The 24,145-nt window shown below is 46.3% G+C and carries 23 protein-coding genes; 15 read left to right on the forward strand and 8 right to left on the reverse strand.

The window, feature by feature from the left end; genetic code table 11:
• Nucleotides 1-109 precede the first annotated feature (109 nt).
• The 3 genes from CPIN_RS33435 (at nucleotide 110) to CPIN_RS39130 (ending at nucleotide 4,938) form a co-directional block, all read left to right on the forward strand.
• Nucleotides 110-1,759 (forward strand): tetratricopeptide repeat protein, encoded by a 1,650-nt coding sequence (locus CPIN_RS33435; RefSeq protein WP_012794316.1) that lies wholly within the window; start codon nucleotides 110-112, stop codon nucleotides 1,757-1,759.
• A 99-nt stretch (nucleotides 1,760-1,858) separates the two neighbouring features.
• Entirely contained in the window at nucleotides 1,859-4,489 is a 2,631-nt protein-coding gene (locus CPIN_RS33440) for a T9SS type A sorting domain-containing protein (protein ID WP_012794317.1), read from the forward strand.
• Nucleotides 4,490-4,779: 290 nt separating this feature from the next.
• Nucleotides 4,780-4,938 (forward strand): hypothetical protein, encoded by a 159-nt coding sequence (locus CPIN_RS39130; protein ID WP_187294719.1) that lies wholly within the window; start codon nucleotides 4,780-4,782, stop codon nucleotides 4,936-4,938.
• 21 nt (nucleotides 4,939-4,959) lie between these two features.
• Here the strand turns inward: CPIN_RS39130 and CPIN_RS33445 are convergent, their stop codons facing one another.
• From CPIN_RS33445 to CPIN_RS33455, 3 genes are all read right to left on the reverse strand, one after another.
• Complete coding sequence (locus CPIN_RS33445) at nucleotides 4,960-5,367, reverse strand: DUF6157 family protein (RefSeq protein WP_012794318.1); 408 nt, start codon at nucleotides 5,365-5,367, stop codon at nucleotides 4,960-4,962.
• A 129-nt stretch (nucleotides 5,368-5,496) separates the two neighbouring features.
• Nucleotides 5,497-6,498 (reverse strand): aldo/keto reductase, encoded by a 1,002-nt coding sequence (locus CPIN_RS33450; RefSeq protein WP_012794319.1) that lies wholly within the window; start codon nucleotides 6,496-6,498, stop codon nucleotides 5,497-5,499.
• 11 nt (nucleotides 6,499-6,509) lie between these two features.
• Nucleotides 6,510-7,109, reverse strand: a complete 600-nt coding sequence (locus CPIN_RS33455; protein WP_012794320.1) for an NAD(P)H-dependent oxidoreductase — start codon at nucleotides 7,107-7,109, stop codon at nucleotides 6,510-6,512.
• Between the two features lie 102 nt (nucleotides 7,110-7,211).
• Between CPIN_RS33455 and CPIN_RS33460 the strand changes: the two genes are divergently transcribed.
• Complete coding sequence (locus tag CPIN_RS33460) at nucleotides 7,212-8,114, forward strand: LysR family transcriptional regulator (RefSeq protein ID WP_012794321.1); 903 nt, start codon at nucleotides 7,212-7,214, stop codon at nucleotides 8,112-8,114.
• 51 nt (nucleotides 8,115-8,165) lie between these two features.
• Here CPIN_RS33460 and CPIN_RS33465 read toward each other — a convergent pair whose 3' ends face one another.
• The 3 genes from CPIN_RS33465 to CPIN_RS33475 are packed head-to-tail and all read right to left on the reverse strand — an operon-like array spanning nucleotide 8,166 to nucleotide 11,076.
• The gene (locus CPIN_RS33465; protein WP_012794322.1) at nucleotides 8,166-9,509 is read right to left on the reverse strand and encodes a hypothetical protein; all 1,344 of its coding nucleotides are present in this window, start codon (nucleotides 9,507-9,509) and stop codon (nucleotides 8,166-8,168) included.
• Nucleotides 9,510-9,525: 16 nt separating this feature from the next.
• On the reverse strand, nucleotides 9,526-10,515 hold the full coding sequence (locus tag CPIN_RS33470; RefSeq protein ID WP_012794323.1) for a FecR family protein: 990 nt from the start codon (nucleotides 10,513-10,515) through the stop codon (nucleotides 9,526-9,528).
• A 9-nt stretch (nucleotides 10,516-10,524) separates the two neighbouring features.
• Entirely contained in the window at nucleotides 10,525-11,076 is a 552-nt protein-coding gene (locus CPIN_RS33475) for an RNA polymerase sigma-70 factor (protein WP_012794324.1), read from the reverse strand.
• A 172-nt stretch (nucleotides 11,077-11,248) separates the two neighbouring features.
• Here CPIN_RS33475 and CPIN_RS33485 point away from each other — a divergent pair, with 172 nt between their 5' ends.
• From CPIN_RS33485 to CPIN_RS33495, 3 genes are all read left to right on the forward strand, one after another.
• Nucleotides 11,249-11,734 (forward strand): GNAT family N-acetyltransferase, encoded by a 486-nt coding sequence (locus tag CPIN_RS33485; protein WP_012794325.1) that lies wholly within the window; start codon nucleotides 11,249-11,251, stop codon nucleotides 11,732-11,734.
• A 435-nt stretch (nucleotides 11,735-12,169) separates the two neighbouring features.
• Nucleotides 12,170-13,033: an AraC family transcriptional regulator gene (locus tag CPIN_RS33490; RefSeq protein WP_012794326.1), complete on the forward strand. Its 864-nt coding sequence runs from the start codon at nucleotides 12,170-12,172 to the stop codon at nucleotides 13,031-13,033.
• A 66-nt stretch (nucleotides 13,034-13,099) separates the two neighbouring features.
• Entirely contained in the window at nucleotides 13,100-13,750 is a 651-nt protein-coding gene (locus tag CPIN_RS33495) for an HD domain-containing protein (RefSeq protein ID WP_012794327.1), read from the forward strand.
• A 145-nt stretch (nucleotides 13,751-13,895) separates the two neighbouring features.
• Here the strand turns inward: CPIN_RS33495 and CPIN_RS33500 are convergent, their stop codons facing one another.
• The gene (locus CPIN_RS33500; RefSeq protein ID WP_012794328.1) at nucleotides 13,896-14,210 is read right to left on the reverse strand and encodes an ArsR/SmtB family transcription factor; all 315 of its coding nucleotides are present in this window, start codon (nucleotides 14,208-14,210) and stop codon (nucleotides 13,896-13,898) included.
• Nucleotides 14,211-14,342: 132 nt separating this feature from the next.
• On the opposite strand from CPIN_RS33500, the gene CPIN_RS33505 reads away from it, so the two are divergent.
• The 3 genes from CPIN_RS33505 to CPIN_RS33515 are packed head-to-tail and all read left to right on the forward strand — an operon-like array spanning nucleotide 14,343 to nucleotide 19,056.
• On the forward strand, nucleotides 14,343-15,758 hold the full coding sequence (locus CPIN_RS33505) for an FAD binding domain-containing protein (protein WP_044220326.1): 1,416 nt from the start codon (nucleotides 14,343-14,345) through the stop codon (nucleotides 15,756-15,758).
• Between the two features lie 6 nt (nucleotides 15,759-15,764).
• On the forward strand, nucleotides 15,765-18,074 hold the full coding sequence (locus CPIN_RS33510; protein WP_012794330.1) for a xanthine dehydrogenase molybdopterin binding subunit: 2,310 nt from the start codon (nucleotides 15,765-15,767) through the stop codon (nucleotides 18,072-18,074).
• Nucleotides 18,037-19,056 carry an XdhC family protein gene (locus CPIN_RS33515; protein WP_012794331.1) on the forward strand — a complete coding sequence of 340 codons (1,020 nt, stop codon included), beginning with the start codon at nucleotides 18,037-18,039 and terminating at the stop codon, nucleotides 19,054-19,056. The genes CPIN_RS33510 and CPIN_RS33515 overlap by 38 nt, the downstream gene beginning before the upstream one ends.
• On the opposite strand, the gene pucL is transcribed toward CPIN_RS33515, so the two are convergent.
• The gene (pucL, locus tag CPIN_RS33520; RefSeq protein ID WP_012794332.1) at nucleotides 19,001-19,846 is read right to left on the reverse strand and encodes a factor-independent urate hydroxylase; all 846 of its coding nucleotides are present in this window, start codon (nucleotides 19,844-19,846) and stop codon (nucleotides 19,001-19,003) included. The genes CPIN_RS33515 and pucL overlap by 56 nt on opposite strands.
• Before the next feature lie 78 nt (nucleotides 19,847-19,924).
• Between pucL and allB the strand changes: the two genes are divergently transcribed.
• From allB to uraH, 5 genes are read left to right on the forward strand one after another with little or no spacing between them, the layout of a single operon-like run.
• Complete coding sequence (allB, locus tag CPIN_RS33525) at nucleotides 19,925-21,271, forward strand: allantoinase AllB (protein WP_012794333.1); 1,347 nt, start codon at nucleotides 19,925-19,927, stop codon at nucleotides 21,269-21,271.
• 15 nt (nucleotides 21,272-21,286) lie between these two features.
• Complete coding sequence (locus CPIN_RS33530) at nucleotides 21,287-22,537, forward strand: allantoate amidohydrolase (protein WP_012794334.1); 1,251 nt, start codon at nucleotides 21,287-21,289, stop codon at nucleotides 22,535-22,537.
• A gap of 1 nt (nucleotide 22,538) precedes the next feature.
• The gene (gene allE, locus CPIN_RS33535; protein ID WP_012794335.1) at nucleotides 22,539-23,285 is read left to right on the forward strand and encodes a (S)-ureidoglycine aminohydrolase; all 747 of its coding nucleotides are present in this window, start codon (nucleotides 22,539-22,541) and stop codon (nucleotides 23,283-23,285) included.
• Between the two features lie 13 nt (nucleotides 23,286-23,298).
• A complete protein-coding gene (uraD, locus tag CPIN_RS33540) occupies nucleotides 23,299-23,805 on the forward strand; it encodes a 2-oxo-4-hydroxy-4-carboxy-5-ureidoimidazoline decarboxylase (RefSeq protein WP_012794336.1) in 507 nt (168 codons plus the stop codon).
• Complete coding sequence (gene uraH / locus CPIN_RS33545; RefSeq protein ID WP_012794337.1) at nucleotides 23,802-24,140, forward strand: hydroxyisourate hydrolase; 339 nt, start codon at nucleotides 23,802-23,804, stop codon at nucleotides 24,138-24,140. Before uraD ends, uraH begins: the two co-directional genes overlap by 4 nt.
• Nucleotides 24,141-24,145: the final 5 nt, after the last annotated feature.

The raw sequence follows: 24,145 nt of genomic DNA on the forward strand, positions 1-24,145 counted from the left end.
TAACTTTTAGGTTTCCTCAGCCGTTGAATATTTTTTATTATTTTAAGCCCGTTCCTGTCAACGGCAGGGGGAAATCAACCAACATCTATATCCAAGACACCGTGTGGTAATGAAGTATCTAAAACACCTGGTAATAACGGGTATCCTGTTATGTACTGTTCTTACATCCTATTCCAGCAGCCGCTCCTATTGCGATTCGCTTATCCAGCGGGGTATTGACTCCATGATGGCAAAGAAATTCGTCTCCGCTATTACCCTGCTGACAGAAGCACAGCATCAGTCTGCCGATAATCACTTGCCCAGACAATTGTTCCTGGCTACCAACAATATCGGTCTCACCTACTATTTCATGCTCGACTACGGTGAAGCCCTGCGGAACTACCTCGAAGCCTATAAAATAGCCATGGAAGAGAAAGATGCTACTCTGGAAATGACCGTCCTGAATAATATCGCCATTCTCTACTCCAAGGAAAAGAACTATGATAAAGCCCGGGAGTATTTCCTGAAAGCCTATACTATCGCCAAAGAGAAAAATGATAAGATAAGAATAGGCAACTACGCCCTGAACCTGGGCATTGTACACACAGAGATCAGGCAACTGGAAAAGGCAAGGGAATACCTGCGCGAATCAGCCAGCTATCTGCAAAACGACCCCAGAAGACTGATCAGCGCGCGTTATGCATATGCCCAGAACCAGTTCCAGGAAGAGCATACTACCGAAGCTGATCTCCTGAGTCTTGAACTCCTTAAAGTCGCCCGCGATTCCGGCTACAGAGATGAGCGCATCTCCCTGCTGACCCTGATCAGCTCCATCAAACTAAAACAGAACAATAGCACACTGGCACTGCAGTACGCCAACGAAGCGTTATCCCTCTCCCCCAACCTGGAGGAAAGAATAGAACTTTTCCAGACGCTGTCCGCGATCCATCTTAAAGACCATGCTTATGCACAGGCCATGGCCAGCAAGGATTCTGTGGTGTACTACCGGGATTCTATCAATACCGTTAAAAACGGACAGCAATTCGAAACCGGTAAACTGAAGTTCGAACTGCTCAACTCACAACACACCCTTTCCCTCAATAACGCACAACTCTCCAATCAGCGCCGCCTCTTGTACATCGCCCTGGCATTCATCGCGATTATCGTTACCTTTTTCATCTGGCTGATGCGGATTAAAGCAGCTGAAAACAAACAAAAAGCCATCCTCGCCGAACGGAGCCATCAGATTATGGCCCTGGAAATCGAAAATGAAAAAAGCCAGAAACTCCTGCTGGAAGAACAGCTAAAAGAAAAAGAAACAGCAGCCCTCCTGGAACAGGAACGGCTGAAAAATGAGATCGAAATACGGAACCGCAAACTCTCCGCAAAAGCCCTCTACCTTTCCGGCAGAAATGAACTGATAGACGATATCATTACGGCCATGTCAAAAATTCCGGATTTAAATAAAGACGGGGTAGTCGTAAAACACATCTCTCAACTCAAAAGCTACCTCCGTACCGATAGCGAATGGGACGATTTCAGCACCCATTTCCAGGAAGTCAACCAGGGATTCCTGAATGCACTCCGTGAAAATCATCCCAACCTGACCTCCAACGATGTCAGGTTCCTCTCTTACATATACATGAATTTAAATACCAAGGAGATCGCCTCCCTGTTAAACATCACACCGGAAGGTTGCCGGAAACGAAAGGAACGCATCACCAAAAAGATGCAGCTGGCAGAAAACACCTCCCTTTTTGAGTATTTATCAGGACTTTAAGCGGAATGTCACACTTTGTCCGGCCACTGTCCTGTTAATTACATAGGCGCTTTAAGAGAAGGGCGGTACTTTCACACAGCACCCAATCGACCAAAATTCATGAGAAAAATTTTACTCGTTCATCTCCTCCTCTTACTGTTTTTTTCAGCCAGCGCGCAACTCTCTTTTGAGTCAACCGGGGACTTCGGCAGACTCTGGGATGTTACACCCGACCCGTCCATACCCGACAGGATCTATGCGCGTACACTGAATAACCATATCCTGGTTTCAGATGACCGTGGTAAATCATGGACCATCTTCTATTCCTTTGAGAACAGCGCAACCGCTATCTCCCAGTTTAAATTCCTGCCCGGTCATAAAGCCTTCTCCGTGATAGCCACTGCACCTGAGATAAATGACAATGGTTTATATGTAATAGACATCGAAAGCAAAGAAATTGTCAGACATTTTGTCACACCCGACCAGGAAATGAAAGCCTTCGTAGTCAGCTATGATATCGCTGATGAAAATGCGAACAGGGTGGTTATTAACACCGCCTACAGAGATCCGGATACCTGGGCGCAGTTTACAGAAGTATACTTCACCAAAGATGCCGGTAAGAACTTCAGCACAATCTATTACAGTACTGAACATGATGGTGTGCATATCCTTAATAGCTTCTTCCATCCGGATGATCAGAAAAAGATCTATCTCGCAAGAGGTCTGGGCGCCCTGGGCGTAAACGGAGGTTTATATATCTCTGCGGATGAAGGACAACACTGGCGGGAAGTACTCGCCGGTAAAGGCGCCCTGAATGCCGTTGTCTTCCATCCTAAAAATCACAATGACTTCTTCCTATGCAGCTTTATCAACTTTGGAGAAGCCGCAGAAGGCGTATACCACACACAGGACAGCGGCCATACCTTCAGTCAGGTACCGGTTACTTTTACAGATCAGACACTTAATAATATCATTACCATTCAGTACGATCCCGGCAACCTGCAAAATATGTGGATGCTGGAAGAAAACGAGATCCTGAAAAGTACCGATGGCGGTCAACACTGGACATCCACCGTATTTGAATCAAGATCCCAGACATATGCCAGCGGTGTTTCCCTCGTCATCAATCCTAAAAACAGTAATGATATCCTCGTCTTCTCAGATGCCTGGCCACAACATTCCAAGGATGGCGGAAAGACATTCGAGAAACTGAAAACGCCTTCCTACCTGGTTAAAAGTACCGGACTGGCAGGCAGCGGCACAAACCAGCGGCTGTACTATTCCACCCAGGGTGGTTATATTGCCAGAAACCTGCACAGCGGCGCCGTAGTGATGCATGATACCTTACCCGTATACTCCTTTACCTACGAGAATTATTATGTAATACCCGACACCGCCATACAAGGCCGTGTGTTCTTCTTTAAACCCTGCGATGATTTTCTGAATCCCTCAGAACTGTATTTCAGTGATGATTATGGGACTACCGTAAAACGGCTGCCTTCTGATGACTATGCAACAGGCATCGATGGCATCAAACGCGATCCCAGTCATCAGGACCGTTACTGGGTATCCTATTCTTATTATAATGCGTTCTCCGCCCTCTTCAGACTGGACTTTGCAGATCGTGCCCAACCTGAACAGACACCGGTCGCAGCATCCGGCAATAGCCTGATCACAGACGTTTATATCCCTGAAGGAGACGGACAAACTATCTTCATTACAAGTGGCCATCGCGTATATATATCGACAGACGGCGGTATTACATGGGGAGAGAAATCCGAAGGACTGGAAGACCTGATTGAAGGCTACGATATGATCTGGGATATGGATACCAATCCTTTTAATAAAAAAGAAATGGTGATCGTTACGACGCTGGGTATCTACCAGACGACAGATGGTGGTGAGAACTGGAGCCGTACCCTGGACGCTACCGGTTTGAAGAAAATCTCTTTCTCCAATATCGTTGACGGCCACCTGTTAGGCGCATCTACTACTGATATTTTTGGTGATACCAGATTAGTTTTCAGTACCAACAAAGGAGCTAAATGGTCTGGCGTTCCTGCTTCCGGACTCGCTTATATCGCCTGCAACGCGTCTATGGATTTCCGCTTTTTTGCAGATCACGCAGATATCTATTTCGCCACTGCCGATCTGGGGGTAGTGAAATATCAGCTGACTAACCTGCTCACGCCACAGCTGGTCTTCCTCAACGCTTTCACAGGCCGCTTACGGGGACGCAATGCCTTCCTGGAATGGAGAACACAGAATGAAGAAGGATTGTTACATTACGAACTGGAAAGAAGCACCAACAACAAAGACTTCTCACTGATCAATACACAACAGGCCACCAATAGTAATGGCCGCTTCTACTATAACCACGAAGACCTGGATTTCTATGACCTGGCAGCAAAATCAGGCAATGTCTACTACCGGTTAAAACTGGTGAGTCAGGATAATTCCTTTGCCTATTCAGACACCGTAAAACTGAATGCCCGTGACATGTACATCTACCCGGTACCAGCTGCGGATGTGATCAACCTGCAGGTACAGGGAGTAACGGAGGCAACGAAGTTCAGGGTATTAATCGTGGATGTTTCCGGCAGACAATATTCCATCCAGCAATATAACATCCCAACAGGTCAGACAACGATCAACATGCCTATCAGCCGGCTGGCCGCTGGTGTTTATTTCATGCTGGTAGAAACCAAACCCGGAGGAGCTGTAAAGAAATTCAAGTTTGTAAAATTATAACTGTCCTGTTTTAATCCTGTCCTGAAACACAAAGCGTCCCGCTCCCAGCGGACGCTTTGTTATTTAAAACCGTCTTTATCATACCGGATAAAACCCGTACTTTCTCAACACCTTTTTCACTTTCACCGGATCTCCGAATACATAGCAGTGCCCATTGTTGCAGACAAAGTTGTCGCTTCTTTTTCTGCTGTAACTTTTTCGTTGGATGGCAAACAGGATAATACGCTCACCAAAACAGTGTTTAAAATAAAGATAGGCATATAGGATATATTGCTTGTATTTTATGATGTATGTTGCTGCATCAGCTCGTAAATATCACCGGCGTGCATCGTCAGCCGTTCGATCGTCAGGGTACCAACAAAACCAGCAGGATCTTTACAAGTCTCTTCCTGTCATTCCTGATGACAATAGCTTCCATGTACAGGGGATTTTCTCCTGCTAAACTATAAAAAAATTTCCCATATCATATGTTAACCCTTCTTTGAGCGCATCGCCTTCACCTGTTTCAGCGATCTGTCTTTCGCATACTGCTGATATTCATCTGATTCTACTGCATAGATCGCCATCCGGCCATCCGCATCAAAATGAGCACCCCAGCCATATCGTTTGGTTAAAGGAGAAGAACGGAAACAAGCCTGCCCTTTAGAAAAGAACTGCTCTCTTTCTACGTCAAACTCCTGCGTCCTCAGCTGACGTTTCGCAGCGTGCACGTGAAAAAGCACATCATCTGAAGTAAACTCGTACGGGTTATCAACCAACAACTCAAATTCTATATTAGCAATGGTCTTTTCTCCTCTGATAGGGGGTACTTCAGCTGTTTTAACGGGGCAGTCATCAGCCACTTCAATAAAAGTGTTGTAGTAATTGGTGGTCTTCATTTCATAAACTGTTTACAGGTCCCTTTGATATTATATTACCTAAAATATAAAAAATCCTGGTAACTTTTGTTACCAGGATCAGAAACTCTGCACAGAAAGTACATATTAATTATTTATCGTTCGTCTTACTTACACAGCCTGTCCGCTATATACTTTTTCAAGTTCCCCGTTTATATAACCTATCTCAGCTGTAGTCAGTTGTACGTTCATAGCAGCTGCATTCTGTACCGCCTGTTCTGCATTTCTCGCGCCCGCCAGCACAATACTAATACCCGGCTGCAAAGTCGTCCAGCGTAATACCAGCTGCGCCAGTGAAGCCTTTTTATTTTTCGCCAGTGGCGTAATGCTATCAAGGAATGCTTTTACTTTATCCGCAGAGAACTGGCCAAAATAACCATTTCTGTGATCGTCTGCCTTCAGTGCCGCATCACGGAAATATTTACCGGTCAGCAGCCCTCTTTCCAGCGGACTGTAAGCAATAATACCAATCTGATGTTCGATTGTATAAGGTACCAGGTCCTGCTCAATTCCCCTGTTCAGCATACTATAAGGTACCTGGTTGGAAGCCAGCTGTATTGTCTTCGCAGCTTCCTGCAGCTGCGCAAGACTGTAATTGCTCACACCAGCTGCACGGATTTTCCCCTGACGGATCAGTGTATCCAAAGCTTCCATCGTTTCATCGATAGGCGTAGTCGCATCCGGCCAGTGTAACTGTAACAGATCCACATAATCGGTACCCAGTCTTTTCAGACTCTCTTCCAGTTCCTTGATGATGTTCGCTTTGGAAGCATATTTATACACAGGAATGTTCTTACCATCAGCAGAAGCATCAAAGAAATATTCCCCTTTCCCCTGATTACTGCCATCCCATACCAGACCAAACTTGGTCAGCAACTGTATCTTACTTCTATCCTTTCCCTTAATGGCTTCTCCGATCAGTTCTTCACTCAGGCCAAACCCATAAAAAGGAGCTGTATCAATCGTTGTCACCCCCTGATCCAGTGACGCATGTACTGCCGCGATTGAATCCTGTTTTTCATTTCCACCCCACATATTACCGCCAATAGCAAATGCGCCGTAGGTAACTGTGGATAACTGCAGGTCCGTATTGCCTAATTTTCTGTATTCCATATCAGTTTAACTTAATTCAGGTTTGTAAATACATTTTCCAGGTGAGCCGTATACCCCCCCAGATCCCTTGGGATATCCGCATTCTTTTCTATGTCATGAAAGTGCATACCCGGTAATGGTTTCATACCAATAAATGCATTCATGCGGTGGAAACCAAACAGTATCCCATCGTCTACGCTGGTCTGCTGAAAGAACTCATCCGGTAATGTGAACGCCTCTTTAGGCGCATTCCAGGAAGTAGTGACCATATATTGCTTACCATGCAACATCCCTCCTGTACCATAATTGATGGCAGGATTGGCAGAAGAACGGCCATCGCTCTTATAAATACCCGTACCATGCCCTTCCGTAAATACCTTGTCTATATATGCTTTAAAGCCATGCGGCAATTGAAACCACCAGATCGGTGTATGATAGATCACGACATCTGCCCATTTATACTTTTCCACCTCCTCCTTCAGATCGTATGCGTGATTGATATTGGTGGTTTTCACCTCAAAGCCCGGTCTGTTTGTAAAAAATTCAGCGGTAGCTGCCGAAACAGTTTCATTGAAACGGCCGCCGGAATGGCCGAACTGCTGACCTCCATTGATGATAAATACCTTTGTCATATTGTGTGTTTTTCTTTTGACAACACAAAAATAGACCGGCTACGGGTATTATTAAAACAAGTTAATTCATACCTTTGTATCAGAATTATAATAGCTACTGTTATGGTAAATCTGGAATGGTACAGAACATTTAAGGCGATATATAAGACCGGTACCCTAACCGGTGCTGCCGAAAGCCTCTTTATTTCCCAACCGGGTGTTAGTCTGCATTTAAGTTCGCTGGAGAACTATGTCGGATATAAACTCTTCGAAAGAACAGGCCGTAAAATGATACCGACGGAAAAAGGTAAAGTCTTCTACAACTTTATTATAGAACCATTGAATAAACTGGAAGACGCAGAAAAGAACTTTCAGAAAAGTACAGAAATACATACCCCTACCATCAGCGTAGGTATGTGTTTCGAAACGTTTCAGATCACACTGGAACAGTATATTTCCACACTTCCATTCAACGTCATCATCCGCTTTGGAGAATATCCGGAGATGCTGGACAACCTTGATAAAGGTATCCTGGATCTCATTATTACCCCGCACAGAGGCACTTCCGGCAATATAGAACACGAAGCCTTTTCCTCAGAAACCATCGTACTGGTGGCAGGCAATGAGGTGGACAGCAAAGCCTTTAATAAACTGGCGAAAGGAAAAGATATGCAGGTGATAGAAGACTGGCTGAAAAAGGAGAAATGGTATGGTACGACGGGAGATATGGAGCACCTGTTCCGTTTCTGGAAACTGAACTTCAATCATCATCCTGACTTCCGTCCCAATTACATCGTACCCAATCTCAATTCCATCGTACGCTGTCTGAAGAGCGGAAAAGGCGTCGCCGTTATCCCCGATTTCCTTTGCAGGAAAGAAATAGACGCAGGTGAAATTAAACTGTTGTGGGAAGGGAAAACAAAACTTAAAAATACATTACACTTCGGCACCCGTAAGAAGACGATGTATGCAGAAGAAATCACTGTCATCAAAGACTTATTCAGAAAAGTAATGTTGCCGGTATGATAGTAAACAGACGAGGATGTATCTTACTTTTGATACACCCTCGTCTGCATTTTATAAACGACGTTTCCTGTTCAACGCATAAGAGATTTTAAACTCAGCTGCCGGATACACCTTTCCTCCTGACGGATCAATTGAATTAACAGCATTATACGCCCATCCTATCCCTGCGTGTCCATTGATGATCCACTTTCTGCCAATCGGCCGCTGCATTCCCCAATGTATATTAGTCAGTACTGCATCACTCATAGAACCGCCACCGGTAATCTCAGTGGAAGTATACTTTAAACGCACCCCAAAATAGTCGCCTGCATTCAGCAACAAGCTCTTTCCTTTCAGCGCCCGTTTATCGCGGTTATAATAGTAACGGCCATTTACAGACAGATATGCACAGGGATTAAGCAGTCCCCAGTCATAACTGAAGCTACCGTCAGACAAATCATATCCGCCTCCCAGACCACCGGAAAACTCAAGGGAATATTTCCTGCTGACAGGCAATTCGATAGAAATACCTACTCCCTGCAAGCCCAGGTCCAGCCGTGTCACTGTGCGCAGTGACGGAGCTTCCTTACGGATACTATCTGCAACAGCAACTGTTGCCGTTACCGCATCTGTGGTATCCTTTGGATAAACCACCATTTTATGAGCAGCAAGACTGATGTGCTTATCAGGTGCAGGCAACTCATGCGCAGGCATACGGCGTAATTCTCCCTTACTCAGTACTTCACGCAATATATCTGACAATGATGTTTCGTTCTTTATATCACCCTTATTTTTTGAAGCAGTATTGTTTTTCTCTGCTGACAGATTGCCTTTTTCAACGCTATCCGTATTGCTCCCATGCTCCGCTATACCCTTCGTAGCAGGAGTATCGGCAGCTGTTGCATGATTCGCTATATCCTTTTCATTAGCCGCTTCTGCAACATTACCTGTTGAAAGATTGTCTTTATCCGCAGTAATAGCATTACCAGCTACTACATTCTTCCTTGCTTTCTTACCATCAGCACCTTTGGCAGAGTTACCTTTATTCTCCGCAATCAATCCACGATCCGGCTCCCCGGCATTAACAGCAGGCGGCGTATCCTGTAGTATAATATGATCCCCCTTTACCTTCACATGAATACCTGTCGACTGCTCCAGCTCCTTCAGCCATGCCGACAATGTCTGTTCATGATGTGCCACCGTGATGATCTTTGATGGGCGCAGTTTCTTTGAATTAAAAGAAAACTCCAGGTTGGTTTCCCGGGCAAAGATCCCGAGCAGATCTGCAACACGGATAGTATTACTGTTAATAACGATACGCTTTTCACTTTTCTCTTTAGTTAGCTGGGCTTTGGAGATAACAGGGAGCTGCGCCATTCCGATCAGGAATGGAACATAGATTACGCGTTTCAGCATAGTACAGAATTATAGGTTAATTACAGCCGTTTCCGCTGATATGAATGATATTATTGCTGGTGGTGTATGAGATGTCTAATGTAGCAGATAGAATATCCATAATATAGGTAAATGGCCTGTCTTTGAAATGAGCCGACATACGGCATTGAGACAACTGTGCATTATCCAGGATGATCTTAACGCCAAATGTATTTTCAAGATGACGACAAATATCAGGCAATGGCATATCCTGGAAAGAAAAATCACCGGTGGCATAACTGATACTGTTGGCATCTATGGTATCACTAAGTAACAATTCGTCTGTTTGCTGTAAATAGGTACCCGTTTGTCCGGCCGCAACGATCAGTTCATGATCAGTTGTGTACAACTTTACTTTGCCGGTAGTAACAGCAACGGTAGTCCTTCCTGTATCTTCTTTCACATTAAACGATGTACCCAGCACCTGTATTTTCAACGCGCCACTGTGCACGACAAAAGGATGGTCTTTGTCCGCAACAACATCAAAATATCCTTCTCCTTTCAGTAATACTTTCCGGTCGTCTTTGTTATAGTCCCTCGCATATTGCAGGGTACCGTTTCTGTTGACCACAATCCCTGAGCCATCTGGTAATACGCCTTTCCGTATGTTCCCTGCCGCAGCTACCACGGCATCCTGCCACACAGGCGTACTGTATTGCAGATAGGTATATAGTCCTGCGCCCAGCAAGACCCCTGCTATCAAAGCCGCCACGGCATATCGTATCACCAGCCGTTTCAGGCTACCATACTTTTTTTCGCCGGGTAAGGCCGCCTCCAGCGCAGCCCATTCCTGGTTTTCATTGGGTGCTTCATAGGCTACACCGCCATAAATGAGCTGCCAGGACTGTTGCATACTTTCAAACTCCTGTATATGGCTATCGTCCTTCAACCAGTCGTCTATTGCCATCGCTTCGTCCGGTGTCGCTTCACCGGCCAGGTATCTGGTCAGCAGAGTGGTATCTATTGCTATCTTTTGATGTAAACTCATGATGAAGCGCTATTTGAAATATGCAATGAGAATAATGGATATTGTGATGATATCTGCCAGCTGTTCCCTCATTATCTTGAGGGCCTTGCCCATCTGCACCTCTACAGTCTTGACCGATATATTTAGTTCTGCGGCAATCTCTGCGTATTTCTTCTCCTCAAAACGACTCTTGCAGAATATCTCCCTGCATTTCGGTGGTAAAGCATCCATAGCAGTACTGATCCTGTTACTGAGTTCCCGGTTTTCCAGCTGATGATCCGTGTACTCCTCCTGATGTGTAGCCATTACCGAATCTTTATAATGCCGTCTGACCTTGTTATGCCTGAAAATATTAATACACTGTCGCTGTACCGTAGTATATAGGTATGACCTGCCCGCCAGCTCCAGGTTGATCTCGTCCCTTTTCTGCCAGAGTTTGATAAAAGCCTGTTGCACAACGTCTCTGGCTTCCTCATTATCCTGTAACAGTGTAAAGGCATAGCGGTGCAGGCGTTCAAAGTTATCTTGAAAGCACTGCCTGTATATATCCTTTGCACTTTGTGGGTTGATCAGTTTATTCAATGTGTACAGCTTTAAGCATGACCGGTTATATAGAAGACACGTCAGCGGATCAATACCCTTATGCAGACAGAAAATATTTTATTTTTTCCAATGGTCCGGTTTGTCACCTTACTAACCCGCTGATTAGGTTATTTTTGCATCCTGTTCATTCATTCCCTGAACAGTATACGCCATGCCAGTAACTATAAGAAACATTAGCCCGGCTGATAATGCCGCATTAGCAGCGATCATCCGTAACACGTTCGACGAATTTGAAACTGTACCTAAAACCGGCACCGTTTATTCCGATCCGGAAACTGATCACCTGTCCGACCTTTTCCGGGTGCCTGGCAGCGCCTATTATATAGCGGAAGAGGACGGCGTCATCCTGGGCGGTTGCGGACTGTTCCCCACCGCCGGATTACCTGACGGATGCGTAGAATTAGTCAAATACTACCTGAGCATTGCCGCCCGGGGAAAAGGCTTAGGAAGAACTCTGATGGAACAGACCTTTGAAGGCGCCAGACAACTGGGCTATAAAAACATCTACCTGGAATCCTTCCCTGACTTTACCAAAGCAATCAGCATCTACGAAAAAGCAGGTTTTCAGTACCTGGACAAACCACTGGGCAATTCAGGTCACTTCGCCTGCACCGTCTGGATGCTGAAACCACTCTGATTTTCATTGATTCCTTCGATTATATCGTCATTACCTCCTGATTACGCCGTTATCGCTTCGTTCGGGAACGAAGAAATAACGGCGTAGTAGCGGAATACCTACGTTCTACATCGAAGAACAAGCACACATAAAACTGAAAACCAATCACTTAACACTGATTAATCGAAGAAAAGTCTGCTTCTCCCCACTTTCGGGGATTTTATAATCGGCTGAAAGTCCCCATCTTGCCACACAGGAAAACAAACAACCGATACTGAACCAATAAAAGACACAACGGAAACCATATCCATATCCTGTTAAAAACACGATTTGCTTAATTTCCACGTGAGAGGACAGACCTCCATGACAGCGTGGAGGTCTCTTTTTACTACATTATCTATAAAACCATCAATTCTTTAAATATCCTTGCGATGGATATTTATTTAATTTTATGGTATGCATACGGCTAACATATTAAACATAGATATCAACCCTGCGCTAAAGGACTCTTTTTCAATCACGGCAATAGACGGCCGGCTGTTTGAAGATGATTTCCTGCGACGCATCTCCTTCAACGAACTGATATTTGTGCAGGAGGGGCATGGTACTATCACCATTGATGGAAAAGCCCATGCAATCGCTCCACATAGTCTCTTTATCATCTCCAAGGGACAGATCTACGCCGTTAGTGACGATAATCATATCAGCGGATATGTACTGCGCTTCGGAGACTGTTTCTGGGAGAAAACACCCGCCAGCGCAGCTAACTGCAAAGCCGTATTGTACAATGACCCTTCGGGACACCAGCAGATGCAGTTAACCGCAGCAGACGAACTGGCTATCGACAGCCTGCTTGCCACAACATTAGAAGAATTCAACAGTCCTGATTATGTGAATAAAGGCGACGCATTGGCCGCCTATCTTAAAATCATCATGATCAAAGTGGCCAATATCAATAGTCTGCTGCACGCAGGACACAGCACTACCGAAAACAAGGTATACCGCCAGTACGTAGAACTGGTCAGCAAAGAATACCGTAATACGCATGAAGTGAACGACTACGCCGGAAAACTCGGTATCAGTTACCGGCAACTGGCAGACCTCTGCAAACGTTGCGGTGGCAGAAACGCAAAAGATATTATCAACGGACAACTCGTTGCAGAAGCCAAACGTATGTTACAGTTTTCCACAAAACCGGTAAAAGAAATCTCCTATATACTCAACTTCGCCACCCCTTACCAGTTCAGCAACTTCTTCAAAAAAGAAACTAACATTTCTCCGATAGAATATAGATCCCAGTTTGTTAAAATTGGTATCTGAATCGGTGATTTTAGCATTTCCTCCGCTTCCCTTTCCCGGTAATTTTGGGGTATAAATTTTACAATTATGCCAGTAACCAGATTATCAAAATTAGCAGGAGTAGACATTCCGGACAGTCAGGTAGCGAAGCAGGCCACAGAGTTGCTGCTGGAACATGGTACAGAATTTCTCTACAACCACTCACTCAGGGTATTCCTCTTTTCTTCTCTGAACGCAAAACGTAACAACATAAAATACGATACGGAATTGCTGTATATCAGTGCGGTGTTTCACGACCTCGGACTGGTACCGCACTACAGCAGTCCGGATAAACGCTTCGAAGTAGATGGCGCGAACGCAGCAAGAGACTTTCTGAAAAGCCATGGTTATCCGGAACAATCTTTACAGCGCGTATGGGACACCATTGCCCTGCATACCACAATCGGTATTGCTGAATATAAAGAACCGGAAGTAGCACTGATGTATTCAGGTGTAGGATTGGATGTAATGGGGGAGGGATATGAACACCTGAGCACAGAAAACAGGGAAGCGATCATTAAAGCATTCCCAAGAACAGACTTCAAGCAAAAGATCATCCCGACCTTCTTCGATGGGTTTAAACATAAAACAGATACGACCTTCGGAAACATCAAAGCGGACGTCTGTGCATTTATGATTCCTGACTTCCAGCGGAAGAACTTCTGTGACTGCATAGTTCACTCGCCGTGGGAAGAATAATAATTAGGAATTAGGAATTAGGAATTAGGAATTGGGAATTGGTTAGCCTTACAGTCAGATATTGCCTGACATTTAGTGTAGTAAGAATATTGAATTTTCCTGCGACAATTAGCGATTGAAATTCTTAATTCTTAATTCCTAATTCCTAATTGTCTTTCCCTTTCTCCAAAAACTCCCCCAACGCATCCAGCCGCTGCTCCCAGAACGAACGAAACTGTGCCGTCCATTCCGACACTTCCTGTAATTTCTGGGGATCTGCTCTGCAAAAACGCTCCCTCCCCTGCTGCGTGATCATCAGCAAGCCGCATTCGGTCAATATCCTGATATGTTTGGATACTGCCGGTCTGCTGATATCAAACTTATTCGCGATTGCATTCAGATTGAGGGTCTGATGCGCCAGTAAATTGATAATCTCTCTCCTGGTAGGATCTGCTATAGCCTGAAAAACATCCCTTCTCATGGTATGAACAACTGATTTTAAGCAACCGTTTGGTTACAAAATTACGGAAAGCAAGGCTTGTTTCCATCGCTAAATGCCTCTTCCGGACATGGAAAATTTTCGTTAACTTCAGAGAAAGCACCTTTGTAACCCTTGTTGAAGTTTATCCTTAATAATGAAGATGTTGGTACCACCCTGCCCCCTGGTATGCCGCTGCTGGATTTCATCAGATATCATCAGCACCTGACCGGTACAAAAACCGGTTGCAATGAAGGTGACTGCGGCGCCTGCACCATACTCGCGGGAGATCTGAAACAGGGCGTATTGGTATATCGCGCGTGGACCTCCTGTCTGACGCCGCTGGGTAATGCCCATGGTAAACATATCGTCACCATAGAAGGGATTAATATGTTGCCGGCACTCAATCCCATACAACAGGCAATGGCCGATAACTGCGCCACACAATGCGGTTTTTGTACACCCGGATTCGTTATGTCGCTGGCAGGCTTCTGCCTCGACAGGAAAACACCTGATGCCGAAAATGCCATTGCCGCCATTGACGGGAATATCTGCAGATGCACCGGTTATAAGTCTATCGAAAGAGCCGCCGGCACAGTGGCAGGATTGCTGACTGACAGAAATGGCGAGGAACCGGCCATATTTGCCACTAGACAACAAATACTCCCTGAATACTTCGCAGGCATAAAAGAGCGCTTAAAAAGCCTTATTCCAACCTTAAACGGCGAATTAAACCCTCCTTCCGATACTCATCCAAGATTTGTCGGTGGAGGTACCGATTTATATGTACAACAACCTGAAGCTATACAGGAACAGCCCATCCGCTTCCTCCTGGGGCAGGAACTGCTCAAAGGCATTACCAGGGAAGACAACCGCTGTGTATTAGGCGCTTCCGTCACCGTGAACGACATCCTGGAATCGTCTATTATGCGCACCTGGTTTCCGGCACTCGGCAATTACCTCAAACTGGTATCTTCCACACCTGTCAGGAACATGGCTACCATCGCCGGTAACTTCGTCAATGCCTCCCCTATCGGAGACATGACCATCTTCTTCCTGGCACTGGATGCCACCCTTGAACTGAGCGACGGACAATCTGTACGAACATTGCCGCTGCGCGATTTGTATAAAGGATATAAACAGTTGAACAAGACATCCGCAGAATATATCACCCGTTGCTGGTTTGAATTACCAGGAGACAGCACCGGCTTCAATTTCGAAAAAGTCAGCAAACGCACACACCTGGATATTGCCAGTGTCAACAGCGCGATCAGCATTACAATAGCCGCCAACCTGATCAGCGATATACGGATCTCCGCCGGCGGTGTTGGTCCGGTACCGCTACTGCTCACAGATACCGCCGCCTTCCTGAAAGGAAAAGCACCCGGTACAGCAACCATCAAACAGGCCTGTGCCATTGCACAACTGGAAATCACCCCTATCAGCGATACAAGGGGCACCGCAGAATATAAAAGACTCTTACTTGAACAACTGATAAAAGCACATTTCATCACCTTGTTTCCTACCCTCCAGGTGGAACTGTTATTATAGTGCCGTATGAAGAATATTGATTCCAACACCCATGTCAGCGGTACTTCTGTGTACCTGGACGATGTGCCCGTATTAAACGGCACACTGTTCGGGGCCGCATATGGTTCCCCCTGCGCACATGGCGTCATCAGGGAATTGATACTGGAAGAAGCCTTACAGATGCCCGATGTGGTACGCATCTTTACAGCCGCCGATATTCCAGGACACAATGAAATAGGCGGTATCATCAAAGACGAACCTTTACTGGCAGACAAACACGTACACTTCTGCGGTATGCCGGTCGCTTTTGTGGTGGCCCGTACCAGGGAAGCAGCACGGGCAGCTGTTAAAAAGATCCGCATCAAAATAGATACCCTGCCTGTCATCACGGATCCAAGAGAAGCACAGTCAAAAGGAGAACTGATTATACCACCGCGTACCTTTCAGCTGGGAGATACAGACAATACCTGGTCACAATGTGCCTACGTCATAGAGGGTAATGTTGATATCAACGGACAGGAACACCTGTACATCGAAACCCAGGGCGCATATGCCGTACCACAGGAGAATAACAGTCTGCGCATCTATTCATCCACACAGGGTCCCACAGCGGTACAACGCGCCGTATCTGGTATCATCGGCGCACCTATGCATCGTTTCGAAGTCATCGTCACAAGACTCGGTGGTGGCTTTGGTGGAAAGGAAGATCAGGCGAATACCTGGGCGGCGCTCTGTTCACTGGCAGCCTGGTTGCTGAAGAAACCTGTTAAATACGCCCTGCACCGCATGGAAGATATGGCCATGACGGGTAAAAGGCATCCATACGCTGCCGACTTTAAAATCGGCCTCAATAAAGACCTGCAGATCCTCGCTTATGAAGCGGCTTTCTTTCAGAATGCCGGCGCAGCTGCCGATCTGTCTCCGGCAGTACTCGCCAGAACCTTATTTCACTGTACCAACGCCTACTATATTCCGAATGTAAAAGCAACCGCCTGGAGTTGTAGAACGCACCTGCCCCCGAATACCGCCTTCAGAGGCTTCGGCGGTCCACAGGGTATGTTTGTGATAGAAGCAGCGATTGCCAAAGCAGCAAACGTATTGAAAGTAGACGCGGCGATTATCCAGAAAAGAAACCTGATCCGCACAGGACAGGAATTCCCCTACGGACAAACAGCCGAAAGCGAAGCACTGAATTGTTGGGAGAAGGCAGAAACACTGTATGACATCGTCGATCAACAAAGAAGGATACAACAGTTTAATGCCGATAATAAACTGTTTAAAAAAGGACTGGCATTTATGCCCATCTGCTTTGGTATTTCCTTTACCAATACCCTGATGAATAATGCCCGCTCACTCGTACATATTTACTCCGACGGAAGTGTAGGCATCAGTACAGGTGCGGTTGAAATGGGACAAGGCGTGAATACCAAAATATTGCAGGTGGCGGCACAGACCTTTTCCATTCCACCGGAAAAGATCAGACTCAATAATACCAGTACCTACACCATCGCTAATACATCTCCTTCTGCCGCCAGCGCTACCGCTGATCTGAATGGGAAAGCCACGCTCATTGCCTGTACCGCAATATTGGACAGGTTGAAAAGGCTGGCTGCGGAAGCCTTCCAGGTAAGTACTGATCAGATCACATTATCCAACGGACAAGTGCTTGTAAATGAGCTACCTTCTCACTGGGACTGGCAGGAACTGATTACCACCGCCTTTGCAAGACGTATCAGCCTGTCTGAACACGGACATTACGCCACACCGGAAATTCACTATGACGCGGTAAAAGAGAAAGGACATCCTTTTGCCTATCACGTATACGGCACCGCAATACTCGAAGCAACCGTGGATTGTCTGCGGGGTACTTATACCATAGATACCGTTAAAGTTGTACACGACTTTGGCAACAGTATGAATACAGACATTGACCGCGGACAGATAGAAGGAGGAATTGTACAGGGTATCGGCTGGATGACGATGGAAGAAGTGGTGTATGATAAAGAAGGGATACTACGGTCAAATGCATTATCTACCTATAAAGTACCTGATATCTATTCCGTACCCAAAACAATTGATATAGAAGCCTTGCAGACGAACAGGGACAACCTCGCCATATTCCGGTCAAAAGCGGTAGGAGAACCACCGCTGATGTATGGTATAGGCGCCTGGTTTGCCCTGCATAATGCCATACGGGCCTTCCACCCATATGCTGATATCCCTTTTATCACTCCTATGACACCTGAAAAAGTGCTGTTGGCCTTATATTCTAAAACCAATCCGGAAAAGAATCAACAACATGCAGAAACAGTTAGTCACCTGGGAATTGATCAGTAAAAGCCTGCGGCAGAACATTCCCGTTATGCTACTCTATGTACTGGAAAGTAATGGCAGCAGTCCTGGCAGAAGAGGCTTTTTTATGGCTGTAAATCAGTCGGGAGAAATAGCCGGTTCCATCGGGGGCGGGATTATGGAGCATAAATTTGCAGAAACGGCTAAAGAGCAACTGGGCCATTTTGCGACCTCCTATTCTATCCATCAGCAATATCACGACAAGACAGTCCCCAAAAACCAGAGCGGGATGATCTGCTCAGGCGATCAGACGATTCTGCTATATAAACTGACACCGGAAAGTATCACGCCCGTTAACAAGATCATTGCCTGTCTCACACAACATCACCAGGGTATACTGCACCTGTCTCCCTTGGGATTGCAATTCAACACAGATATACAAGGCAAACCCGATCACGTATTTCATATGCAGTCAGAGCTGGACTGGTATTACCAGGAAAAGATCGGCTACAGGGACTACCTGTATATTGTCGGCGGCGGACACTGTTCGCTGGCACTCTCCGCTCTGATGAGTAAGCTGGACTTTTATGTGCATATATTTGAAGATCGTCCGCAGGTACACACGCTGCTTGAAAACGACACAGCGCATGAAAAAACAATCGTACGTGATTACAGCCAGTTAAAAATAATGATCCCCGGTGGAGAACACCACTACGTTGTGATCATGACAGTTGGTTATCGTACAGATGATATTGCCATCCGTGCGTTAATGCATAAATCCTTTACCTATTGCGGCATTCTGGGCAGTGCCGCTAAAATTGACAAAGTAATGGAGACTTACCGGGCAGAAGGTATCGATGAAAAGATATTAAGCAGGCTGTATGCGCCTGTTGGCATAGACATCGGCAGCCAGACACCTGAAGAAATAGCTGTCAGTATTGCAGCACAGATCATACAGGTGAGACACCTGGCTAATCCCGCAGCACCGTTGCCGAAATCAGACCATAAGGCTCATCCGTCGCAATAAAAATTTCATTTTCATGCGGGATATTAAATTGTTCCAGGTTGAAAGGAATATGATGTTTATTAGGCATCTCAAGAGAGATCTCCTTCACGCCGGCATGTGCTTCCAGTACAGCACGTCCCATGGCAAACAGGGTCTGCTGCACAGATAAGCTTTTATGTCCGGCAAATGTGCGCAGCAACAACTCCCGGATACTATCGAACTGCTGGCTGTAGTCAGCAGGCAATTTATCATACATCCAGCTCACCGTACATTTGGTAGCCAGTATCCGGTCACTGGTTTCTTTCAGGGTCGTATACTGGTCTTTGATATATTTTTCAAAAGCAGAGTCTGTGGTCTTCAGGATCAGCAGATCACTGATACCTGAACTGACGCTGATACTTTCAGCATCCTTCCTGACCAGCGTGGTATGTTTTTCCTGCCCGCCGCTGATATAGGCATGGGGATGTTCAGCGCCATCCAGTAAGAGGCGATGATAGGCATGTTCTGCTATTTCAACAGTTGCTTCGCTGACCTGTGGCTGTGTGGTAACAAAGTGATGCACCAGGTGCAGGGCAAAGTCTTCAATGGATGTTTTGAAATGATCCCTCGCAAGGGCATACACGGTATTCTTTTGTGTATCCGTTGGTAATATCTTCGCATTATCACCCAGAGTATGCGCCTCCTCAAAATCGCCTTTCAGCGATACGTTCACTGATATTTGTCTGAATTCATGATAAGCGGGACGACGTATAATCTTGGACAATTGCACCGCGTTTTTTCCATAGCAGTTTTCTCCGAGTCTGATTTTCATTTTGAGGCATTTTATTTGGTGGTCACATACCCTAATATAAAGAATTAATTGCCTATTTTTACTTAGAAGCCCCCATATATGTCTGACCTCATTATAAAAGGAAATAATATACTCACACCTGATGGTTTAAGACCTGCGGTGGTAGTAGTGAGAGATGGTTCCATCTACTCAGTGAGTGAGACGCTGCCCGAAAATGCTGTTACCATTGTAGACATTGGCAACAGCATCCTGATGCCGGGTATTATTGATCCCCATGTACACATCAACGAACCCGGCAGGACAGACTGGGAAGGCTTCGAAACAGCCACGAAGGCAGCCGTGGCAGGCGGCGTCACTACCCTGATAGACATGCCCCTGAATGCGTCACCTGTCACCACCAGCGTAAAGGCCCTGGAAGAAAAAATACAGGCAGCCACACCGCAGCTACATTGTAACTGTGGCTACTGGGGCGGCATTATACCGGGTAATACACACGAAATCGAAGGACTCGCACACAAAGGCGTCAGTGGTTTTAAAGCATTCCTCACCCATTCCGGAATTGAAGATTTCCCCAATGTAACAGCAGCAGATCTGGAAATGGCCATGCCCATCATTGCCAGGCATAATCTGCCCCTGCTGGTGCATTGTGAACTAATGCCGGATTTACAATATCCCCTGCAGGATAACAAACGTTCTTACCGGCAATACATGGCTTCCCGCCCCCCCTTATGGGAGCAGGCGGCCATTGCCCTGATGATTCATTGCTGTGAATTATACCAGTGCCGGGTACATATCGTACACCTGTCTGCTGCCGCAGCCATTGAAACGATCACGATTGCCAGACAAAAAGGTTTACCGCTGACGGTCGAGACAGCCCAGCACTATCTCTACTTTAATGCAGAGGAGATCCCGGACGGCAATACCAGTTTTAAATGCGCACCGCCTATCCGGGAAAGGGAGAACAATGCACAGCTCTGGGAGGCATTAAAAGCCGGTATTATTGATTTTGTCGCTACAGATCATTCTCCCTGTCCGCCGGAACTGAAACAGCTGGAAACAGGCGATTTTACCCTGGCATGGGGAGGCATTGCTTCCCTGCAACTCGCATTGCCTGCATTATGGACAGCCGGAAGAAGCAGGGGGATCACGATTCCACAGATAGCCCGCTGGCTCTGTGAAAATCCCGCTATCCTGACTGGCCTCCAGCATAAAAAAGGAAAAATCGCTGAGGGATATGATGGCGACCTGGTTGTCTGGGATCCGGAACAATCATTTACGGTCAATGCGGAAGGTTTGTATCATAAACACAAACTGACGCCTTACCTGAATGAAAGATTATTTGGTGTAGTGGAACAGACGTATCTGAAAGGAGTAAAGGTATTCGATCAGGGAAATTTCCCCCATACCCATCAGGGGAAAAACATTTTCAGACAATCGAACGTATAGAATAAATACTGCCGTATGGAAAACTACCTGCACCGCGCAAACAGTATCCTTGCCAGGATTCACGAACTGGCAGGTATCAGCGAGGACACCACCTGTATCACCCGCACATTTGGCTCACCCGCATTTATCAGCGGTTGCAGCAAAGTATTGTCATGGATGCAGGAAGCAGGACTGACAGCCAGAATAGACAATATCGGCAATGTCAGAGGCAGATGGAACAGTCAGGAACCCAATGCACGTACACTGGTGATCGCTTCCCATATCGATACCGTAAGAAATGCCGGTCGCTTTGACGGTCCGCTGGGCGTCATCATGGGCATAGACCTGATTCACTATCTGCAACAGGAAAAGATACAGCTACCCTTCAACATAGAACTGATCGCTTTCAGCGACGAAGAAGGCGTACGCTTTCATACCGCCTATCTTGGCAGCACGACCGTAGCCGGTTCATTTGATATTGAATTGCTGAACAAAACAGACAGTGACGGTATCACCCTCCGTGATGCAATCAAAACCATTGGCGGAGACCCCGCATTATTATCCGATGATGCCATTCCACGGGAAGAATGGCTGGGCTATTTTGAAATACATATTGAACAGGGCCCGGTACTATACGAAGAAAAACTGCCGGTAGCTGTTGTCCAGACTATCGCCGGACAACAACGCATCCGTGTAAAGTTCAATGGCGTATCCGGTCACGCCGGTACGGTACCGATGGAAATGCGGCATGATGCTTTATGCGCAACCGCCGAATTCATACTGGCAGCAGAACATTATGCTTCCACCCAAAAAGAAGCGCTGCTGGCCACCATAGGTACCCTGCATATTACAGACCAGGCCAGTAATGTGATACCAGGGGAAGTGACCTGTACACTTGACCTGAGAAGCAGCGATGCCATGATCCTAAAAAAGGCCAGAAGGTCGTTAAAGGACATTGCCTCGCAAATCTGTCATGAAAGACGGCTCACCGCAGACTGGGACCTTATACAAAAACATAAACCTGTGGAGTGTGACACGGCTTTAAGCCATCTGCTCGCACAGGCTGTTACGGCAGCCGGTTATGACCTGAAGAACCTGCACAGTGGCGCAGGACATGACGCCGTAACCATTTCGACAGTAGCACCCGTATGCATGCTGTTCGTCAGGTGTTACAAAGGCATCAGTCACCAGCCACAGGAAAATGTGGAAGTACCCGACATTGCCGCTGCCGTAAAAGTATCCGATCATTTTATTCATCGCCTCACAGAGGTCTACAAAAAGCGGTAATATGAAAATATCAGCATTGACGAGATCAGTAGTAACACGCAATCATGCAGTGATATGTCCGGATGGCTATGTCAACAGTGTGGTACCCGGATGGACCAATTGCCGCGTGAATGTGATCATTAATGAACAGATGGGCGCAGGCCTCGGACAAACATTGATCACCGCAGAAATAGGCACTGTCATTTCTGGTCATACAGAAACGTCACAGATCTTTTTTTATGTCATCTCCGGACAATGCACCGCCAAAGTAGATGAAAATGAAAAGACCCTGCTCGGCGGACATTTTGTATACGTACCTACCGGTCATTCGTACCATCTGGACGAATGCACAACAGGTACCCAGATCGTTACTTTTCACAAAGTATACGAACCCCTCAAAGGACATGAACATCCACCATTTATTTTCGGTAATGCCGAAAAAATAGACGGTCCCGCCTTCCTGGGCGATCCGGCCCTGCGCTTACAGGTCTTGTTACCGGAAGATCTTTCTTTTGATATGGCGGTGAATATCTTCACCTACGACCCCGGCGGACATCTGCCTTTCGTAGAAACACATATCATGGAACACGGATTACTCTACCTCCAGGGACAGGGCGTCTATATGCTGGATCACAAATGGTATCCGGTTCAAAAAGGCGACGCTATCTGGATGGCGCCTTATTGCCAGCAATGGTTTACTGCTATGGGAAAAGAACCTGCCGTTTACATCTACTATAAGAATGTAAACAGGTTCCCCACTACTCTATAATAAATTCCACCCAATGACTTTGACAGCACTTAATGCACTACCACCAGAACAATTGAATGAAGCGCTCGGCAAATGCTGTGGCGCTACCGCATGGATTCAGAAAATGACCAATGAATTTCCTGTAAAAGATGAAGACAGTCTGCTGACCGCCGCCGCCCGTAACTGGCAATCCTGTACAGAAAGCGACTGGAAAGAAGCCTTTGCCCATCACCCTAAGATCGGCGACCTCCATTCGCTGCAACACAAATTTGCCGCTACAGGACAATGGGCTACCGGAGAACAGGCGGGCGCCGTCGATGCTTCTACAGTGATACTACAGGCCCTTTCAAAAGGAAACAAGCTGTATGAAGATAAATTCGGCTACATTTTCATCGTATGTGCCACAGGCAAATCTGCCCCTGAAATGTTATCAATTCTTACCGAACGATTGAAAAACGAGGAAGGAGAAGAGATAAAGATTGCGATGGGTGAACAGGAAAAAATCACCGCTATCAGACTTAAAAAGCTGCTGAGCGCATGAGCCGGATCACCACACATATACTGGATACTTCCGCAGGCCTTCCAGCACAAGGCGTGGCCGTTCATCTTTTCCAACAACAGGAAGAAGACTGGACGGCCATCGCCTCCGGTCATACCAATCAGGATGGCAGATTAGCCGGTCTGCTGCCTGATGAAGCAATATTAGCTGCCGGTGTGTATAAACTCAGGTTTGAAACACAAACCTATTTCGACACCCGTGGGATCAACAGCTTCTACCCTTTTGTAGAAGTTGTTTTCTTTATCCGCGATCAGCAGCACTACCATGTTCCCCTGTTGTTAAATCCCTTTGGTTATTCCACCTATCGTGGTACATAAAACAC

This window comes from Chitinophaga pinensis DSM 2588, from assembly GCF_000024005.1.
Classification (GTDB): Bacteria; Bacteroidota; Bacteroidia; order Chitinophagales; family Chitinophagaceae; genus Chitinophaga; species Chitinophaga pinensis.

Coding starts and splice junctions, on each gene's coding strand:
- CPIN_RS33435 (WP_012794316.1), top strand. CDS start 110: ATGAAGTATCTAAAACACCTGGTAATAACGGGTATCCTGTTATGTACT.
- CPIN_RS33440 (WP_012794317.1), top strand. CDS start 1,859: ATGAGAAAAATTTTACTCGTTCATCTCCTCCTCTTACTGTTTTTTTCA.
- CPIN_RS39130 (WP_187294719.1), top strand. CDS start 4,780: ATGTTGCTGCATCAGCTCGTAAATATCACCGGCGTGCATCGTCAGCCG.
- CPIN_RS33445 (WP_012794318.1), bottom strand. CDS start 5,367: ATGAAGACCACCAATTACTACAACACTTTTATTGAAGTGGCTGATGAC.
- CPIN_RS33450 (WP_012794319.1), bottom strand. CDS start 6,498: ATGGAATACAGAAAATTAGGCAATACGGACCTGCAGTTATCCACAGTT.
- CPIN_RS33455 (WP_012794320.1), bottom strand. CDS start 7,109: ATGACAAAGGTATTTATCATCAATGGAGGTCAGCAGTTCGGCCATTCC.
- CPIN_RS33460 (WP_012794321.1), top strand. CDS start 7,212: ATGGTAAATCTGGAATGGTACAGAACATTTAAGGCGATATATAAGACC.
- CPIN_RS33465 (WP_012794322.1), bottom strand. CDS start 9,509: ATGCTGAAACGCGTAATCTATGTTCCATTCCTGATCGGAATGGCGCAG.
- CPIN_RS33470 (WP_012794323.1), bottom strand. CDS start 10,515: ATGAGTTTACATCAAAAGATAGCAATAGATACCACTCTGCTGACCAGA.
- CPIN_RS33485 (WP_012794325.1), top strand. CDS start 11,249: ATGCCAGTAACTATAAGAAACATTAGCCCGGCTGATAATGCCGCATTA.
- CPIN_RS33490 (WP_012794326.1), top strand. CDS start 12,170: ATGCATACGGCTAACATATTAAACATAGATATCAACCCTGCGCTAAAG.
- CPIN_RS33495 (WP_012794327.1), top strand. CDS start 13,100: ATGCCAGTAACCAGATTATCAAAATTAGCAGGAGTAGACATTCCGGAC.
- CPIN_RS33500 (WP_012794328.1), bottom strand. CDS start 14,210: ATGAGAAGGGATGTTTTTCAGGCTATAGCAGATCCTACCAGGAGAGAG.
- CPIN_RS33510 (WP_012794330.1), top strand. CDS start 15,765: ATGAAGAATATTGATTCCAACACCCATGTCAGCGGTACTTCTGTGTAC.
- CPIN_RS33515 (WP_012794331.1), top strand. CDS start 18,037: ATGCAGAAACAGTTAGTCACCTGGGAATTGATCAGTAAAAGCCTGCGG.
- pucL (WP_012794332.1), bottom strand. CDS start 19,846: ATGAAAATCAGACTCGGAGAAAACTGCTATGGAAAAAACGCGGTGCAA.
- allB (WP_012794333.1), top strand. CDS start 19,925: ATGTCTGACCTCATTATAAAAGGAAATAATATACTCACACCTGATGGT.
- CPIN_RS33530 (WP_012794334.1), top strand. CDS start 21,287: ATGGAAAACTACCTGCACCGCGCAAACAGTATCCTTGCCAGGATTCAC.
- allE (WP_012794335.1), top strand. CDS start 22,539: ATGAAAATATCAGCATTGACGAGATCAGTAGTAACACGCAATCATGCA.
- uraD (WP_012794336.1), top strand. CDS start 23,299: ATGACTTTGACAGCACTTAATGCACTACCACCAGAACAATTGAATGAA.
- uraH (WP_012794337.1), top strand. CDS start 23,802: ATGAGCCGGATCACCACACATATACTGGATACTTCCGCAGGCCTTCCA.